A 17189-nucleotide genomic window follows, 5' to 3' on the forward strand; every position below is an offset into this window, starting at 1 on the left:
GGTATCTATGCACGTGGTTGGATTGTTAGGAGAGGTATGTTTTATTTTATCCCGAAGCCAAATGAAGCATTGCTTATTTCCGGCGGGTTGCGTCAGCGCAAAGACACGCCTTTTAAGGTTTATGTAGGGCGCGGTGCGCTGGTTGTACCACTGGTCCATAAGGTCAATCGGTTTCACATTGGGTCCCGATCCGTCAGGGTTACTGTGGATGCCCAAACAGCTCAAAACATTTCGCTGCAAGTGGAGGCGACGTTTGTGTATCGGGTAAATCCGAATCCATTAAGTATCGCTGAAGCGGGGTCTAGGTTTCTTGGAACCTCGGATCAAGATATGAACCGGATTGCATCGGATGTTTTTTCTGGTGAAGTTCGTTCTCTAGTAGGTTCTCGGAGCGTTGAAGATATTATTTGCGATCGAGACTCTTTGAATATGGATGTTTTGACTGCTACAGAGCCAAAACTTCTTGCTATGGGTCTAAAGATCGATAATTTCCAAATCAATGAAATTAGCGATCATAACAACCACATCAATAACCTTTCTCAACCGGAATTAAGTCGAGTGCGTAAACTCGCAGAAGTTTCTGCTGCACAAGCCGATGCTGAAATTGAAAAGGCTCGTCAGCAAGCTGCACGTGATAAGTCGTTGTATCAAAAAGAAACCGACCTTCAGGTGTCTGCCAATACTATGGAGACTGCGAAGCAACGCGCCAGGGCGGCACAGTCCGGACCTACCGCAGAGGCAGAAGCTCTACTTGAGTTGACGCAGCGCAAACAAGAATTGGCTGCTGAGGAAGCTAAACTCCGTGAAATTGAATTGATTTCCCAAGTAATTAAGCCAGCTGAAGCAGAGGCGCGCCGTCGCACAATCCAAGCCCAGGCCGAAGCGAAAGCGCAGCAAATGCTTAATGAAGCACTCGCTTCGCATGATCGTATTGGTTTGGAAAGCCAGATCATTGAAATAATGCCTGAAGTTGCGAAACATATTGCTTCTGCACTTGCGGAAAGCAAGATTACAATGTTCAACGGTGGAGAGGGATTAACCCAGCTCTATTCGGAGATAACGGAGCTTACCCAACATCTTGTTGGTTCTCTTAAACAACCAACACCACAAGTTGAGGACGTAGCAATCGAACCTGCAACTTTTCGCACGGAAGTAGACGAATTACAACCTTAATGGCCAAGGAAAAGGGGAACCAAAGCACATTCGGTTCCCTTCAAACGTTCCAAAGGCGAAAGCTCAGCCTTCTAGCATTCTGTAAGCAACCGTGTTGCTTGTTGTTGCTGGGCATGCTGTGGGGAGGTTTCTGAATTGTGTGCCTGTGCCCAAAGCTGCATTAGTTCGCCAACCGTTAAGGAGTTTTGCAATGCGCTAAGTTCCGCGCGTACGGTAAGTACTGCTTTCGATTCATGGGCAGAATACATGCCTTCTGCGGTGCCTGTAGAGGCATCTAACCAGATCATTGTGCGCTCTACTAGGTCGACAATACATGGAATACAGTTTGTGGATTTTGCGTTTGCAGACATAGCCGTCGTCACGGTTCGGGGCTCGAATAGTTGGCCTGCCATACCGTGATTTCGGGCCATCACTCCGACTACATTGTCAATGTTGTCGAATGTTCCTCCACGATAGGAGATTAGTGAAATAATTGCGTATCGAGCATTGGGAAGATGATCAAGTATGGTCTTGTGAGGTGTTTTTAGTGTCGTCCTTTTCGCTTCTTTACCAACAGTAATGTCGATGAATTCACAGGCGCCATCCGGTTTAGGTGCACTTACAATATCGCCTGAATGGGTAACAGATTTTCGTAGTTTCTTGTCTCGCAGACGGGTATAGTCAACGTAAGCTAAAGTTTCTTTAATATTTTCATCTGTAAAAACTACACCTAAATCAACATCGTTTCCGTACCAGTGGACAAATAGCCGGAGAATCGAATTGCTGTTGAAATTCAGGGCAATATGCTCTCCGCGACTGTATTCGTGTATAGATGAGCTCGCATTTCGTCGTACAAGTTCTACAGGTATCGTATTTTCAATTGCTACGGGGCCGTCCGGCGGGGTAGTTTCCTTAAGCCGCCGGACCATAGCTTTGCGGAGTACCTGCAGGCAACCGTCAATATGGGTTTCATCGAGTGCATGGTGTGACCGGTAGCGAATGACGTTTCCGCGGCCAGACAATGCGGTGACGACTACTTCACTGTTTTGGTTGAGCAACCCGTTGTAGGCAGAGATAAGAGTACTGAGTCTTACTCGGTGTGCCACATTTCGAAGTCCAGTTTCTACCAGTGAAATATTCGCTTGTTGGATTGATTCATTGGAGTGATTGCTCAAGCGCAAAAGATGGTGGATTTTCCGGACGTAATTCCCTGGTGCATCTTGTAAGAGCTTGCATGCTATTTCTAATTTTCGGTCGTGGAGTGACTGCTCGATAAGGGAATTTACTGTACGGTAATTGTTGTTGGCATGGATAATATCTAATTGCTGGCGAACATTATTATGTCCTGGTACATCATACGGGTGAATCCTGCGCATAATGATTTGCCATATCTTACGCCGGCGGGCTAGTAAATCGAGATTGTATGGTTCTGTGTATGCTTTCAAAGCTCTGATTACAATTGCCCTGCTAGAGCGCGGAATTGAGCGTAAGGATACCGGTTCTTTTTTAGTGCATAGTAAATCACGGGCTCGGTCCTGATTGACGCTAAATACTGCGAGTATTGAGCGTAGAACATCATCGATGTTTCTTGCGCAATCAATTCCAGTTTGCAAGGCATGGTCGATGTTGTCGTTACTAGCTATAAGCACTTCATGAAGAGCAAATGCGAAATTCTCGCCGTTTTTAAAAGTAGTATTCCGAAAAGCAGGAGTTATGTCAGATTCTAAATATTGCACAATGTCGTGGCAAAATTCTCGGTCTGTTTGAGATAGTGCGAGTGTTTTTCCCCAGGTTTCTATGACTGTTGTTTCGGTTGGTTCGAGTGGTTGAAGGATAATCGGATTTTCTGGCCAAGTATTGAGTGTCAGTGGTTTTCGTGGCAGGGAACTGTTATATTCTGGCCGCCATTCACCTTGACTAAGGTAGTGGAATATTGCGTTGATGTATAACTCCCTTTCCGCTGTCTCAAGAACTTCTTGGGGAAAGCCTGGGTAAAGTGGCTGCCACGTTCTATCCGCCCCAATAAGACGGGCGGCTTGTTTCACCAGGTCTTTCAGTTCGTCAACGGATAAAAACGTTAAATCGTGAGGTGACGCGATAAATCCTAAATTGAGTAGTTCAATGGCCGCCATGGAAGCTACTGGCAGAGTTGTTCTCTCTTCCTTTAAGTTTTTGATTATAAAAAAACCTTTGCGGATAATTGCTGGTGTATTCATGTCTTAATCCTATTATTGGCCTGAAAAAATCCCCCTACATATGCAGCGCATGAAGTAAGGGGAAAATGTGAGGAAAATAAACCCGTGATTCTTTAAGAACGAAGATTGAAGTAACGTGTTTTAGGCCTCACGCAGATTTCATGTAATCATATTTCTGCAAGAATGTCTATAGATGATCTACAGCATAGCGTGCCTCTTCGGGGGTGAACCCACCCCCGAATTCCGAAGTAAGTTGTGTGTATATCTCCTCTGGCGTCATGTGAAGTTCATTCTGATAGATTTTTGCTTGCTCCAATGCGTTCTTCTTCCAATCAGTTTGGAGATTATCTACGGCATATTGCGCTGCTTGCTCAGTGAAGTTTTCTGCCTCTGGATTGATGAGAATTTTGTAGATTTCCTTTTTGGAAAGGTTCAAATAGTCAGAGTATTGTTTCGCTGCTTGTAATGCTGCATCTTTATCATCATTTTTTACCCCGGGGGTTCCAGCATCACTATTTCTTGTTGTTGGTGCTTCGGTGAGTACAGGGTCCGGCGTTATCGATGCAGATGTATTTGGTACAGCTCGGCTGTTTTGCGTTTGCGAGGTACTGATTGCTGCTCGGGGCGTATTTGTTTTCGAGTTGATCAAGTAGTATGCCGCGCCGAGAATGGCAATGCCTAGGAAAATAAGTAGCACCGCAATGGCTATCAGCCCCACAATAAGTCCTGTTTTCTTTTTCTTTGTGGGCTGAGGTGGCTGAAGTAAGTGAGGTTGCTGAGCCGGTTGAGGCTGTTGCGGAGATTGTGGCTGCTCAGAAAATTGTGGTTGTTGTGGCGTTGTCGGAGTTGAACCGAAAACCACTGGCGGTTGTTTGGCTTCGTTTGAGGTGTCAGTCGGAGTGGGACTACCAGGATTGAAGGCGTATGGGTTGTGGTTTTGTTGATTTGGATCTGTCATTGAAATCTTTCGCGATGTAAGTTTTCTGGAATGGTCGGCGCTTGGTGCATCTTTGTATTTTTTTATGTTAGCAATAAGTCCACAACAGAAAAGTCATGAAATCTAGGGGCGCCCACTTTGAATGCAATCTTTGACCGCGTGGGCTCGTCACTTTGAGGATTGGAGCTTTATCCTGCCACGAGATGTGCAGTCAAAGTTTTGTTAAGGCTTATTGAAAATTATTGCTAATAAGCTTTATTTTATGATAACTTCCCTCCGCAAGTGATAGTCATTTGCGTGTTGCATACGAGCTTGCCCAGAGACTTTGCCGAGGAGAAACGATGTAAAATAGTGGTTCTTGTACGTTGGCTTCAACATGTGCGCGAGGAGTTATTATCGGCGGTGTTGCTACCGCGGTAATGGATATTGCGGCTGAGGCGATTCGACAAACAACTAATGTGCCACCGCTCAATCTAGATTTTGTTGGACGGTGGGTTATTGGTTTAAAAGATGGCAAGTTGGCGCATGATTCCATTGCTGCTGCACCCGCGTATCCAACAGAACGTGCCGTTGGGATTGCATCGCATTACTTGATAGGTATGGGTTTTGCAGGAATGTTTGATTTTTTATTACCCCAGTGGTCAAAAAACCCTAAGTTGGGGTTGTCAGTGTTACTTGGCCTATCCACAACAGTGGCGCCGTGGTTTATTATGCAACCTGCATTTGGTCTTGGTGTTGCCGCTTCTAAGACGCCAAAGCCTGGCGTTGCGATGTTTCGAAGTTTACGGGCACATGCGAGTTATGGTGCAGGATTGTATATTGGCGCACAGTTGCTGCGTGCTGCCAGATCCGCATAGATACAAGCCTTCATACATAAAAATCCAGCCTAGGTGGAAGGCTGGATTTTTATGTATTTTGGTCGGACTGACAGGATTTGAACCTGCGACCCCTTGACCCCCAGTCAAGTGCGCTACCAAGCTGCGCCACAGTCCGTTGTTGTTTTGGTTAGTTCCTCCACGCAACTGTTATAGGTTACATCACTGTCGTTAATTGCGGCTAATCCCCAGGTCAATTGCATTAATGTAGGGGCGCCATGGGCAAGTTCGGCAAGTGTGGTTTAGCTGCGAATTCGTAACGCTCCTGGCTGTATTGTGATCGTGATTTGAGTGGTTTTTCCTAGTTCATCGCCGTCTACTTGGAAAATTCTGGGTTCAGAAAGACGTGCCGTAATAGTGGTTGCCCGTTGGTGAGTGGTGCTGCGGCTGCTGAGGGCGTCGTTACCTTTCCTGAAAATCCGGCGAATGCCATTGTCCCAAATCATGTTTCTTAGTGAGTCAAGCCAACCCAATAGGCCTTTGGCTCTAAGTACCAAGAGGTCGAGTTGACCGTCGGTAAGACTGGCGTCGGGAAGGAGTTTGAATCCGCTTTGAAGTGTCCCGCAATTGCCAATAATGATGGTATGAGCGTGCTCTTTATGAGGTTTCTTGCCGTTAATGCCGAGTTTTATTGAGATGATTTCGCTGGCGGAAACTGCTCGGCCTAGGGATTCAATATATGCAAGCCAGCCTGCTTTATCTTTGAGTTCATCGCTTGTCTCGTTAATAATGTGGGCGTCGATTCCGAATCCGGCCATGACAGCGAATGCATGCCGTTCGATTCCTCCCGCGGTCGATATTTCGGCCCAGCCGATATCGATTGGTGCTGCCTCATTGGATAGTGCATGGGCAATAGCTAGTTCAAGATTATTAATGGGGATATTTAGGTTTCTTGCAAGAAGATTGCCGGTGCCTAATGGAATGATGCCGAGTTCTGCTTCGGATTCCATTGCGGCAAGGTGTTCTGCGACGGCACGTATTGTGCCGTCGCCACCAATGGCGAGAATAATATTCGCACCTGCAGCTAAAGCTTGTTGGGCTGGTCCTTGTCCAGGGTCTTCTTTGGTCGTTTCAAACCAAAGGATTTCTGCTGGATTTATTCCTGTGGTTGCCGCACTGGCTTGTAGTGCGGCTTCCAAATGTTCCTTGGTGGTTTTTGAAGGGTTCCAAACTATACCGATGCGTTGTGCGTTCATTGTGGTGCCCTTCTGGTATTGGTGTGAGACAAGTATCTCTTTTCACTGTAGGGGCAAAATCACACCGCGTGCAGATTCTTATTCTTATCTTAGTTTTTGAATATGCCGTCTACATAAAACCAACGGTTTCCTTCTTTTCGAAACTTTGATCGTTCTCGGAGTATGTGAGGGGTTGGTGTCCCTGGCATTCGGTCTTGGAGGTAGTGGGCAGAAAACTCCACATAGTTATCTAATGCTTCATGGATTTCGAGTGCAAAAAATCGGATATTGCGATCAAGTTCGTAATGGGATGGACGTGTTTCGGGGGCGTGGGTGCGGTGAAGGTAGGCGGCGTCGAAAAGCACAAACGCCGTGTAGCGAGAGCGCATGAGTGCCTCGGGTGTTGGTGCCGGGATGCCGCCGTGATAGATACCGCAGCATTGTGCGTAGGGCTTATTGGTTCCGCAGGGGCATTGCATATGGTTGGCCTTGTGGTTGTAGATATGGGTCTACCCAAGTGCGGATTAGGTGTGCCGCGCGTTGTGCAGACCCGGCGCGTGTGCATAAGTGATCGACATTGTCTAGCGCAATAAGGGACTTAGGGTAACGGGCGACTAGGAAGATTTTCTGGGCATTATCAATGCCTACCGTTTGATCGGTTGGAGAATGCAGAATCAAGAGGGGGCGTCGCAGTGTGCCAATGTATTCTTCTGGATTCACTTCTGCCAGGTCTTCCAAAAATTCTCGGGAAATTGTGATTTCTCTGCCAGCGAGGGTAAGCGTGACCTCACCGTTTTCATCTACTTCGCCAATACGGTCGGCGAAATGTAGTACAGCGTGGGCCGGGTCAAATGGGGCACCGATGGTTGCTACTGCACGTAGGTTTGGCATTTGCGGGGCGGATTTCAGTGCGGCCGCGCCTCCGAGTGAATGCCCAATCAGTAGGCGTGGTGCTTCGTAGTGTTCACTTAACCAGTTGTATGCGGAAATTAGATCGTTGACGTTTTCACTAAATGTGGTTTCGTGAAAATTGCCTTCGGATTGTCCAAGACCGGGGAAATCAAAACGCAGGCAGGCAATACCGTGCTCGGCGAGTGTTTTAGAGACTCGGGCGGCGGCTGGAGTAAAACGGTTTCCGGTAAAGCAGTGTGAAAACATTGCCCATGCCAGTGGCTGGGTGTCAGGTAGATCGAGTGTGCCGGCCATGATGTGGCCTTTGCTACTGGGCAGTTTTACGCTTTTGGAGTGCACCGATACTAACTTTCTTGTGGAAATACGAATACTGTTCGGAGCTCACTTTATCGGTTGTAGGTATTCTCGGCTGCACTGTGTGGCTAGTTCCTAGTTTATGGTTGTGGATAGCCATACATCACATTTCAGGAGGCATGCACGTGGCGAGTTTTGACTGGTTCTGGAAAGCTTTGGGCGGCCAACAGGGCCGCAACCAGAAGCGCAGTAAGGCGATTGTAGATCGCGCGGATAACCTCCGCATGGAGTTATCGGAGCTTAGTGACGCCGCGCTTGCCGCTCGTGCCCGCGAACTCGCGGTGAGTGACCCCGCTGGATTTCTTGCGTGCTTAAGTGTTGCGGCCGAACGCACAATTGGTTTGGTGCCATTTCCAGTACAAAACCAGGCGGCTTTGCGTCTGCTTGAAGGCGATGTTGTGCATATGGCCACCGGTGAAGGCAAGACACTTGTTGGTGCAATGGCAGCCACAGGTTATGCCTTAGCCGGTAAAACCGTGCATGCAATTACGGTAAATGATTATTTGGCTGACCGTGATGCCGAATGGATGCGACCATTGGTAGAGTTTTTTGGCTTGACGGTGGCCAGCGTGACCGAAAAAATGACTCCAGAGCAACGTCGTGCTGCATACCAATGTGATGTGGTGTATGCCCCAGTGCATGAAATTGGTTTTGATGTGCTACGGGACCAACTCATTACATCCCGTGATGATGCGGTTCAACACGGTGCTGATGTGGCTTTGGTCGATGAGGCGGATTCAGTGCTTGTTGATGAAGCTTTAGTGCCACTTGTGCTGGCTGGAAACGAGCCAGGGCGGGCCCCAACCGGCAAGATTGTCGAGGTTGTAAAGAAACTGCGAGTAGGTTTGCACTACACCGTTGATGACGACCGCCGTAATGTTTTTTTGACTGAGGCCGGTGCTGCCATTGTTGAGCGGGCGTTAGGCATTTCGAGTTTGTATGGTGACGAACATGTTGGCTCCACGCTGGTACAAGTGAATTTAGCATTGCATGCGCAGGAACTTCTTATCCGCGACGTTCACTATATTGTGCGTGATGGAAAGGTTGCATTGATTGATGCTTCTCGAGGCAGGATTGCGGACCTACAGCGTTGGCCAGATGGTCTACAAGCTGCGGTGGAAGCGAAAGAAGGTTTGGATGTTACCGAGGGTGGGAGAATCCTAGATACGATTACTCTGCAAGCACTGATGGGCCGCTATCCCACAGTATGTGGCATGACTGGTACTGCTGTGGAAGCGACAGATCAATTACGGCAATTCTATGATCTTCGGGTTTCTGTAATTGACCGGCATAAGGATTTGCAGCGTTTCGATGAAGCGGACCGCATCTATGCCACTGCCGAGGATAAAACACAAGCGATAATTGCTGAGATTTTAGCGTTGCATGCGGTGCAGCGACCGGTGCTCGTGGGTACACATGATGTTGCGGAATCTGAGGATCTGGCGCAACGACTGCGCTCACATGGTGTTCAGGTTAATGTTTTAAATGCCAAAAATGATGCTGAAGAAGCTCGAATTATCGCCGAGGCCGGAGATCTAGGCCGGGTCACAGTATCAACCCAAATGGCGGGTCGTGGTACGGATATTCGGTTAGGTGGTGCGGATGAAGCTGATCGTGAAGCGGTGGTTGCATTAGGCGGATTGGCTGTTATTGGTACAGGGCGGCATCGAACAGCCCGCCTTGATAATCAATTGCGAGGCCGAGCCGGACGCCAAGGAGATCCGGGTACCAGTGTGTTTTTCGTATCTCTTGAAGATGATGTGGTTGCTGTTGGTGGGGCAGGAGAGTCAGTTACGGCGCATCCGGCTGCCGATGGCAGGATTGATGCACAACGGGTGCAAGATTTTATTGAACACTGCCAACGTGTCACAGAAGGGCAATTATTGGAAATCCATGCGCAAACATGGAAATACAATAAATTACTGGCCGATCAACGGGTTATTATTGATCAGCGCCGAAATAACCTTTTGGATACCCCGAAGGCTTGGGATGAATTAGCAGCGCGAGCCCCAGAGCGGGCGGCATCAATTCGTGATATTCCACAACCTGTATTGGAGCAAGCTGCCCGCGATATTATGTTATTCCACCTTGATCGGGGGTGGAGTGAGCATTTAGCGCTGCTTGATGATGTGCGTGAATCTATTCACCTTCGTGCGATTGCGCGTGAAACTCCTATTGATGAATTCCACAGGATTGCTGTCACAGAATTTAAGGAGCTTGCGCAGCGTGCGGTTGATGAGGCTATAGCCACTTTTCAAACAGCTCGTATCGATGCTGCGGGCGCTCATCTCGACGATGAAGGCTTGGCAAGACCGTCCGCCACATGGACCTATATGGTGGGCGATAACCCATTGGCGGGTGGAGGCAAGTCTGTTATTGGCTCGTTATCTGCAATGTTCAGGTAACGTTGGGCACTCGTAGCGGTAGGTAACCGCTATGATAATAAGCATTGGAATTTTATCCAGCGATGACGTCGACCCGGAGGTTGAATAATGAGCGAGAATAACGGCATCCCTGAGCCGCAGGTAGAGACTACTTCAGTCTTTCGTGCGGACTTGCTGAAGGAGATGGAGTCCGGTACTGGGCAAACTCCAGCAGCACCCGTGGGTGCCGATCACTTACCAGTCGGTGCCGCACTCTTGGTTGTGAAGCGCGGTCCGAATGCCGGTTCTCGTTTCCTTCTTGACCGCCCAACAACAACAGCTGGGCGCCACCCCGAAGCTGACATTTTCCTTGATGATGTGACTGTATCGCGGCGTCATGCGGAATTCCGCATGAACCATGGAGAGTTTGAAGTGGTAGATGTGGGAAGCCTCAATGGCACCTATGTTAACCGTGAACCTAAGAACGCTGAAGTTCTTTCTACTGGTGATGAAGTGCAGATTGGTAAATTCCGTCTGGTCTTCCTCGCAGGCCCTAAGGCTAAATAAACTGACGTTGCTACCCGGCTCACACAGGAGTAACTAAGAACCGTGACTGCACTCCGCAAAACTGCGGCCGTACAGGCTGTAAAAACCGTAAAAACCAAGTCCATTGGTGTGGTACTAGAACAGCTACGCGCCGAATTTCCGGATGTTACACACTCAAAGATCAGGTTTTTGGAAACAGAGGGTTTGATTACCCCTCAGCGCTCCTCAGCCGGGTACCGTCGATTTACCGAAGAAGATATTGAGCGGCTGCGTTATATTTTGGTAACGCAGCGGGATAATTATCTGCCGTTAAAGGTGATCCGGGAGCAACTCCAGGCAATGGATTCTGGCGCTGTGACCTCTATTATGCGCACCAATAAAGCTACTCCGTTGATTAGCCCGGATAACTTCCGCTCACCGGGAGATACTCGGCTTAGTGTGGAAGATCTTGCCGACCAAGCCGGGGCAAAAGAACAATATGTGGAGCAGTTGCTAAAAATTGGGCTAATTAAGCCAGATGTTTCCGGCTATTTCACAATTGACGATGTTCGCATAGTGCAAACGGCTGCAGCGCTATCGGAATTTGGTTTTGATGAGCGCCACCTTAAGTCATTACGTACGGCTGCCGGCAGGCAGGCCGGACTTATTGGGCAAGTAGCATCCCCTATTGCTCGTTCTCAGGGGGGAGATTCCCGGCAGCGCGCCGAGGAATTATCGCAACAAATGACCGCACTTGTAGTTTCACTTCATGCATCATTGGTGAAGAGTGCTCTCCGTGAGGAATTGGGCTAGTTTTTATGACGTTTATACAGGTTGATTATCACGGTGTGCATACGCTTGGCCCAGAGAACTTTCATTGTGCGCTCTTGCGTTGGAAAGAAAAGAATCGGGTGATTCCAATTTGGATTTCTCCGATCGATGCCGAATTTTTAGAAGCGCGTGATGCAGGCTATCAATCGAAACGTCCAAATGCGCATGATTTACTGGCGGAAACTTTGACGCGGTTAACTCGTGGTGCCACGCAAGTAAATATCGTCAGTTATTTTGAAGGCGTTTTTATTGCCTCAATCATTACTGAAAGTGGCCAGGAGCTCGATGCTCGGCCATCTGATGCGTTAATCTTGGCTCGATTACTGGATATTCCCGTGATGGTGGATGAAGAGGTAGCTGCGCAGACATCAGTATTCTTGGCTGATTCCGAACTGCAAGATTATTTAGATATTGAACCTTCGAGCATCTTGGATGATACTGAGATATTGAAGGACGAAGATTTCGAACAGTTTATGGAAAGCATGGGTGTTTTTGAAAAAGATCTGTTTTCAGATGACGACGACGAACAAAAAGGCTAACCTTAAAGTAAAGGTTTAAACTTTGGGCGTGTCGTGGTTGGAAAACCGCCCGGCTGGTTTAATCTTGCGTTCATAATCACCGAGCTTCACAGGGAGTAGACATGAACGATGAGCCTATGGGCATCCAAGAGGCACTTTTTGATGTTGGCCCCGATGAGCATGTGGGATACCGAGTGCCTACAGCATGTCAGGTCGCCGGAATAACGTACCGTCAACTGGATTACTGGGCCCGCACGAAGCTTGTGGTCCCATCTATTCGATCTGCTAAAGGGTCAGGCTCCCAACGCTTGTATTCTTTCCGTGACATCCTGGTTTTGAAAATTGTGAAAGGCCTGTTGGATACGGGTATTTCACTGCAAAACATTCGGCTTGCAGTGGAAAAGCTGCGAGACCTTGGCGTTAATGACCTTGTAGGTATCACACTTGTCTCTGATGGCACAACGGTGTACCAGTGCCGCTCAAATGAAGAAGTAATTGATCTTCTCGCTGGTGGTCAGGGAGTATTTGGAATCGCTGTGCCAGGGATTGTAAAGGAACTTACGGGGACGATTTCCTCGTTCCCATATGAGCGTATTAGTGCCATTCCAAATACTGAAGTGGACGAACTTGCAGAGCGCCGAAGACAACGCTCTTCATAAAGTATAAAACTCATATACTCTTATGGAGCTATCGGGGAAGAAGTTCCAAAAGAAGCATTGAGTGCTGTTTCTAGTTCCGCGATTGAACCGGCGGTGGTGGCAGAACCACCGTGGGTTGTTGCCCATTCGGCGATTCCGGAATCTACTGGTTGTTGGCCGAGGTGGATAATATCCAGAATCACATTATCCATGCCGCTAAATGGGGTTGATGGTTCCGCGTCTTGAGTACCAGTGGTTAGCAGTACTAGGCGTACGGGGGTATTTTTCTCACGGGCTTGATCGGCTGCGGCTTTTATTGCTGCTTCTAGTGCCTCACGGGTCTTGGGGGTTCCACCAGTGCCAAACTTTTGCATTGCTTCCACACTCGCGGTGCCATTGTCGTTTTTACTAAATTCAACATTAGCGCGCCAAGCTCGATTAACACCTTGGCTTAGTGGTGAGGAGTAATTCCATAGTGCAACCTTGCCGCCTTCGCGACCAACAGAACGCAGTAGAGGATCCAAGGTCCTTATTGTCTGAGCAAAAAATGTTTCACCTTCGGGAAAAGTTTGCTGCATATTTTCGGAAGTATCCAAAAGTACAAGGGTATCTGTGCCGGTGGGTAATTCGACCTCGACATCGACTGTTGCTTGCTGAGCTTGCGTAATAAGCTCATCTTTGGCCAAGGTAAACGATGCCTTTTCCGCAGATTCTACAAATGAGGCGAAATCAGTGGCAGCACGCGTTTGGTCCTCGTTAATATTGCCCGCAGGATTGAGCGCAATGGCGTAAATCGGCACCGCGATCGTGTCCTCCGGCTGGTAGAATTCCATCCCTTTCGGTGTGGTGGTAGCCGTAACAATTTGGTACGGCTTGCCGCGAACATTTCCAAGAAATGCAGCCGCTAGCTTCCCCTCAAAACTTGCTGGTGCGTAAATACTGGCGGAATCTTTTAATGCATCCCATTTCCCACTTGGTTTTGGCGAACCCACTTCGTAAGCAATACCAAGAGGGTCGGCCTGTGCAACGGGCCATGTTGATGATGTAGCCGAGCGTTTTGCGGCTTCCAAGGTGCCTTCAACATCGCCAGAGAGAAAGACGAGCGCGGCGTCGTCAATGTCCTGCACATACTCAATTTTTACGCAGTGATCCTTGACAATTGGTTTGCTCGCAGCATAATCAGTGACAAATTGCTGGAGGACGGCAGTTGACGCATTGGACACCGGCAACTTGACCTCACCCTCAATACACGTGCTGTTTGCGCCCTGGTGTTCTAAGCTTGCTTGATCGCGCTTCATAAACCACCACACGCCGCCGACAAGGATCAGTGAGAGAACAATGACAGCCGCGAAGATACTAGGCGCAATTGCGTAGTTTTTCAGACCATTAGAGTGCCGAGCCACGAGCCTACTTCCTAAGCGATAACTGACAAAAAGCGTTGGTTCATATTGTAGGCTTTGTGCACAAGTCAATGAGCAACTGCCGCAATGGTGCTGCACGTTCGGCGAGTTGGCGTTGCCGTTGAACGTACTCTGCTTTGCCTTCCGGAGTTTCGATCGCAACAATATGAAAGCCGTATTCACGACAATCATATGGCGACGCTTCCATATCTAGAATTCGAACATCGCGTGCAAGTTCGAAAGTCTTGAGCCACAGTTCTCCTGGCACTAAAGGTCCCAGTTTTGCAGCCCACTTATATAAATCCATTGTCGCATGTAAACAGCCACTTTGATCGAATTCAGGCTGATCTTCACGCTGTAATACATGGAAATTTAAGGGGCGCGCAGCAGGGGTAAAGAACCGAAATGCATCATAATGGGTGCACCGGATACGGTGAGATTCCACAACATCATTTGTTCCTTTGACGCCCAGACGAAGGGGCAAATTATGGCGTGGACTCTCAGTTTGATACACCATGGCCCATTCATGAAGCCCAAAACAATCGAAATGCGTAGGGTTAGTTTGGGTCTTTTCCAGCAGTGAACGAATATAGGCAATCGTTGTGCCACGGCGCTTCCAGAAGGCATGGATATCCACTGTTACGCCGGACTCGGTTCGAATATAGTCTCGCCAGTGGGAGTGCGGGGGATCGCCTTCGAGCGCAATGCCTCGACCCGGATGCCACCGGGCAAGCTTACCTGGAGAAATAGGGTAGTAATCGAATAGGAAATCGTATACGGGGTGAATTTCGGCTTTGCGACGCCGCGCCAAATGCGCTGCAGTAAAGGTTTCAGCATTGCGGCGGTGGGCGTCGAAAAGCTCCTGCCATTCGGAAACACTAAGCGTCTTCATGGGTCCAGTCCCGCACCGTGCCTACGTATTCCTCAATTAAATCCTCTAAAGTGACAATTCCAATAACCTCGCCACGTTGTCGTACTTGAGCCATATGCGCATTTCTACGGTGCATTAATTGCAGAACATCATCCAAGGTCCCAGTGCCATCGACTGTGGTTAAGGGGCGTAATGCCGAACGTGGAATGAGTTCGCCGGTTTCCGGTGAAGCCATGCGCTCAAGCATATCTTTAACGTGAATATAACCAATATATGTGTCTCCGCCAGCGGAAACCGGAAAACGCGAAAAACCAGTTTCCTGGACCGCAGCCTCTACAGCTTGTAGCGAAACCCCACGATCAAAATGCAATACCCGAACACGATCATTTGGAATAAGCACTTCCTGAATGGATCGTCGCTCTGAGCGTAAAGCCTTATTAAGCCGGGCGTGTTCTTCTGCATCAAGGAGGCCCTCAGAACGAGATTCAGTAATCATCGTGGCCAGTTGTTCAGGATTTACAGAAGCATCGAGCTCATCTTTTTGCTCAATACCAAACAGTTTAAGGGTGATCCGAGCCATCCAATTCATTGCCACAATTAATGGGCGAGTTATTTTCACAAACACCATATGGGTTGGTACCAGCCACATTGCCACGGATTCTGGGCCTGCAAGAGCAATATTTTTGGGAACCATTTCACCTAATAAGATGTGCAAAAAAGTCACAATCCCTAAGGCGATTGCAAAGGACAACGGATGTAAAAGAGCATCTGGTAATCCTGCCGCATGGAATGGTCCTTCAATAATATGAGCTATAGCTGGTTCTCCAACTTTCCCCAACAGCAGTGATGCAACCGTAATGCCAAACTGGGCACCAGCCAACATCATTGAAAGATGTTCTGAAGCATAGAGCACTTTTTTAGCGCGTGGTTTGCCTTGTGCAATTAGGGCATCAAGCCGATCTCGGCGCGAAGAAATCAATGAAAACTCCGCGCCAACAAAAAACGCATTAACCGCGAGCAAAACAACGGCGAAAACTACCGCAGGCCAATCACTCATTGAATTCACTCGCTTCTTCATCAGAGATAGGGGTAAGAATGGCTCGATCGATACGACGTCCATCCATAATGGCTACCCTTGCAACCCAACGCCCAGAAATGCCAGACTCGAATTCATCCAATGCATCTCGTTCGGTTTGTGGAAGAAGCTTTTTATCACCTACAACAGGAATCCGACCAAGCGTAGCCATAATCAACCCACCGAAGGTTTCATAGGGTCCGTCAGGTGCAACATATCCGGTTCGCTCTCGTACATCATCGATCCGTGCTAAACCAGAAATTTCCCAGCTAGCACCAATTTGAAGGAAATCACGTTCGGCTTCTGCGTCATCGTATTCGTCATAGACTTCGCCGAGGATCTCCTCAACAACATCCTCGATAGTTACTAAGCCAGCAGTGCCACCATACTCATCAGCAACGAGCACAATTTGTGGGCCTGCGGAACGAACCGCATTTAACACGGCATCGCCATCGAGACTGTGAGGAACCACTGGTACTGGTCGTGCCAATGTTGCAACTGATACCTCAGAGCGTCGGTCACGAGGAACGCCAAAAGCGGCCTTTACATGGACTACGCCAATCGTTTCATCGAGGTCGCCCTTAACAACGGGAAACCTAGACCTGCCGGTTTGCTGCGCTAATTCCAAAAGGTCCGTAACAGTATCGTCAACCGATAAATATTCGATTGTAGAGCGAGGCGTCATAAAATCCTCTGCAGTGGATTCGCCAAATTGCAATGATCGGTCTAATAAAGCCGCTTGAGCCTCTGTAATGGCACCATGCTGTGCGGAATTCCTTACCAGTGCACCAAGCTCTTCGGCGGACCGAGCAGAAGCTAATTCATCTGCTGGTTCTAAGCCAATTTTTCGAACCATTGCATTGGCCGTGGTATTCAGTGCACGAATAAACCAGCCGAAACAGCGATTAAAAATTCGCACCGGAATGACGGTAAAACGAGCAGTACGTAGTGGATCAGTAATCGCCATATTTTTTGGCACCAACTCGCCATAAACCATAGAAAGCAAAGTAGCTACGATAAGTGCAAGCACTAATGCCACTGCCGGGGCGGTGGATTGGCCAAGGCCGATAAACTCCAAAAGCGGGGTGAAATATTGGGCCAAAATTGGTTCGGCAAGGAATCCAGTGGCAAGTGTTGTAATAGTAATGCCAAGCTGTGCTCCAGAAAGTTCAAACGACAAATTATTATGAGCTGCTTGAACTGCTTTAGCTTTAGCATCACCGTGCGAAGCGACGTGATTATCGATCACGGATCGTTCTAGGCCGGTAAGAGCGAATTCGATCGCAACAAAAAATCCAGTTCCTGCGGTTAAAGCTATAAAACCGAGGAGAGAAATAATACTTAACGCGATGTCCATAATTTGAAGTG

The 17189-nt window shown here is 48.4% G+C and carries 15 protein-coding genes, 1 tRNA gene and 1 pseudogene; 7 read left to right on the forward strand and 10 right to left on the reverse strand.

Annotation, left to right across the window (positions count from 1 at the left end; all coding sequences use genetic code 11):
* Positions 1-36 precede the first annotated feature (36 nt).
* A complete protein-coding gene (locus CFREI_RS06195; protein ID WP_051255880.1) occupies positions 37-1173 on the forward strand; it encodes an SPFH domain-containing protein in 1137 nt (378 codons plus the stop codon).
* Between the two features lie 71 nt (positions 1174-1244).
* On the opposite strand, the gene CFREI_RS06200 is transcribed toward CFREI_RS06195, so the two are convergent.
* Both CFREI_RS06200 and CFREI_RS06205 read right to left on the reverse strand, forming a co-directional pair.
* The gene (locus CFREI_RS06200) at positions 1245-3368 is read right to left on the reverse strand and encodes a TerD family protein (RefSeq protein WP_051255879.1); all 2124 of its coding nucleotides are present in this window, start codon (positions 3366-3368) and stop codon (positions 1245-1247) included.
* A 166-nt stretch (positions 3369-3534) separates the two neighbouring features.
* On the reverse strand, positions 3535-4305 hold the full coding sequence (locus CFREI_RS06205) for an Ltp family lipoprotein (RefSeq protein WP_051255878.1): 771 nt from the start codon (positions 4303-4305) through the stop codon (positions 3535-3537).
* Positions 4306-4649: 344 nt separating this feature from the next.
* Here CFREI_RS06205 and CFREI_RS06210 point away from each other — a divergent pair, with 344 nt between their 5' ends.
* Positions 4650-5141 carry a DUF2938 family protein gene (locus CFREI_RS06210; protein ID WP_027012432.1) on the forward strand — a complete coding sequence of 164 codons (492 nt, stop codon included), beginning with the start codon at positions 4650-4652 and terminating at the stop codon, positions 5139-5141.
* 59 nt (positions 5142-5200) lie between these two features.
* Here CFREI_RS06210 and CFREI_RS06215 read toward each other — a convergent pair.
* The 4 genes and pseudogenes from CFREI_RS06215 to CFREI_RS06230 all read right to left on the reverse strand — a co-directional run.
* Positions 5201-5277, reverse strand: a tRNA-Pro gene (locus CFREI_RS06215).
* Positions 5278-5401: 124 nt separating this feature from the next.
* Entirely contained in the window at positions 5402-6355 is a 954-nt protein-coding gene (locus tag CFREI_RS06220) for a diacylglycerol/lipid kinase family protein (RefSeq protein ID WP_027012431.1), read from the reverse strand.
* Positions 6356-6444: 89 nt separating this feature from the next.
* On the reverse strand, positions 6445-6813 hold the full coding sequence (locus tag CFREI_RS06225) for a YchJ family protein (RefSeq protein ID WP_027012430.1): 369 nt from the start codon (positions 6811-6813) through the stop codon (positions 6445-6447).
* 4 nt (positions 6814-6817) lie between these two features.
* A pseudogene (locus tag CFREI_RS06230) lies at positions 6818-7585 on the reverse strand (alpha/beta hydrolase family protein); the annotation flags it as partial.
* A 140-nt stretch (positions 7586-7725) separates the two neighbouring features.
* Between CFREI_RS06230 and secA2 the strand changes: the two are divergent.
* The 5 genes from secA2 (at position 7726) to CFREI_RS06255 (ending at position 12496) form a co-directional block, all read left to right on the forward strand.
* Complete coding sequence (gene secA2, locus CFREI_RS06235) at positions 7726-10005, forward strand: accessory Sec system translocase SecA2 (RefSeq protein ID WP_027012429.1); 2280 nt, start codon at positions 7726-7728, stop codon at positions 10003-10005.
* 87 nt (positions 10006-10092) lie between these two features.
* Entirely contained in the window at positions 10093-10530 is a 438-nt protein-coding gene (odhI, locus tag CFREI_RS06240; protein ID WP_027012428.1) for an oxoglutarate dehydrogenase inhibitor Odhl, read from the forward strand.
* Positions 10531-10572: 42 nt separating this feature from the next.
* Positions 10573-11301: a transcriptional regulator FtsR gene (gene ftsR, locus CFREI_RS06245; protein ID WP_027012427.1), complete on the forward strand. Its 729-nt coding sequence runs from the start codon at positions 10573-10575 to the stop codon at positions 11299-11301.
* A gap of 5 nt (positions 11302-11306) precedes the next feature.
* Entirely contained in the window at positions 11307-11858 is a 552-nt protein-coding gene (locus CFREI_RS06250) for a bifunctional nuclease family protein (RefSeq protein WP_027012426.1), read from the forward strand.
* A 101-nt stretch (positions 11859-11959) separates the two neighbouring features.
* Positions 11960-12496: a MerR family transcriptional regulator gene (locus CFREI_RS06255; protein WP_027012425.1), complete on the forward strand. Its 537-nt coding sequence runs from the start codon at positions 11960-11962 to the stop codon at positions 12494-12496.
* A gap of 20 nt (positions 12497-12516) precedes the next feature.
* Here CFREI_RS06255 and CFREI_RS06260 read toward each other — a convergent pair whose 3' ends face one another.
* Genes CFREI_RS06260 through CFREI_RS06275 form a run of 4 tightly spaced genes read right to left on the reverse strand, consistent with a single transcriptional unit; the run spans position 12517 to position 17178 of the window.
* A complete protein-coding gene (locus tag CFREI_RS06260) occupies positions 12517-13878 on the reverse strand; it encodes a VWA domain-containing protein (RefSeq protein ID WP_027012424.1) in 1362 nt (453 codons plus the stop codon).
* A gap of 40 nt (positions 13879-13918) precedes the next feature.
* Positions 13919-14767, reverse strand: a complete 849-nt coding sequence (locus CFREI_RS06265) for a hypothetical protein (protein ID WP_027012423.1) — start codon at positions 14765-14767, stop codon at positions 13919-13921.
* Positions 14754-15803 (reverse strand): hemolysin family protein, encoded by a 1050-nt coding sequence (locus tag CFREI_RS06270; RefSeq protein WP_027012422.1) that lies wholly within the window; start codon positions 15801-15803, stop codon positions 14754-14756. The genes CFREI_RS06265 and CFREI_RS06270 overlap by 14 nt, the downstream gene beginning before the upstream one ends.
* Positions 15796-17178: a hemolysin family protein gene (locus CFREI_RS06275; RefSeq protein WP_027012421.1), complete on the reverse strand. Its 1383-nt coding sequence runs from the start codon at positions 17176-17178 to the stop codon at positions 15796-15798. Before CFREI_RS06275 ends, CFREI_RS06270 begins: the two co-directional genes overlap by 8 nt.
* Positions 17179-17189 lie beyond the last annotated feature (11 nt).

Origin of the sequence: Corynebacterium freiburgense, from assembly GCF_030408815.1 — a bacterium.
Taxonomy (GTDB): domain Bacteria; phylum Actinomycetota; class Actinomycetes; order Mycobacteriales; family Mycobacteriaceae; genus Corynebacterium; species Corynebacterium freiburgense.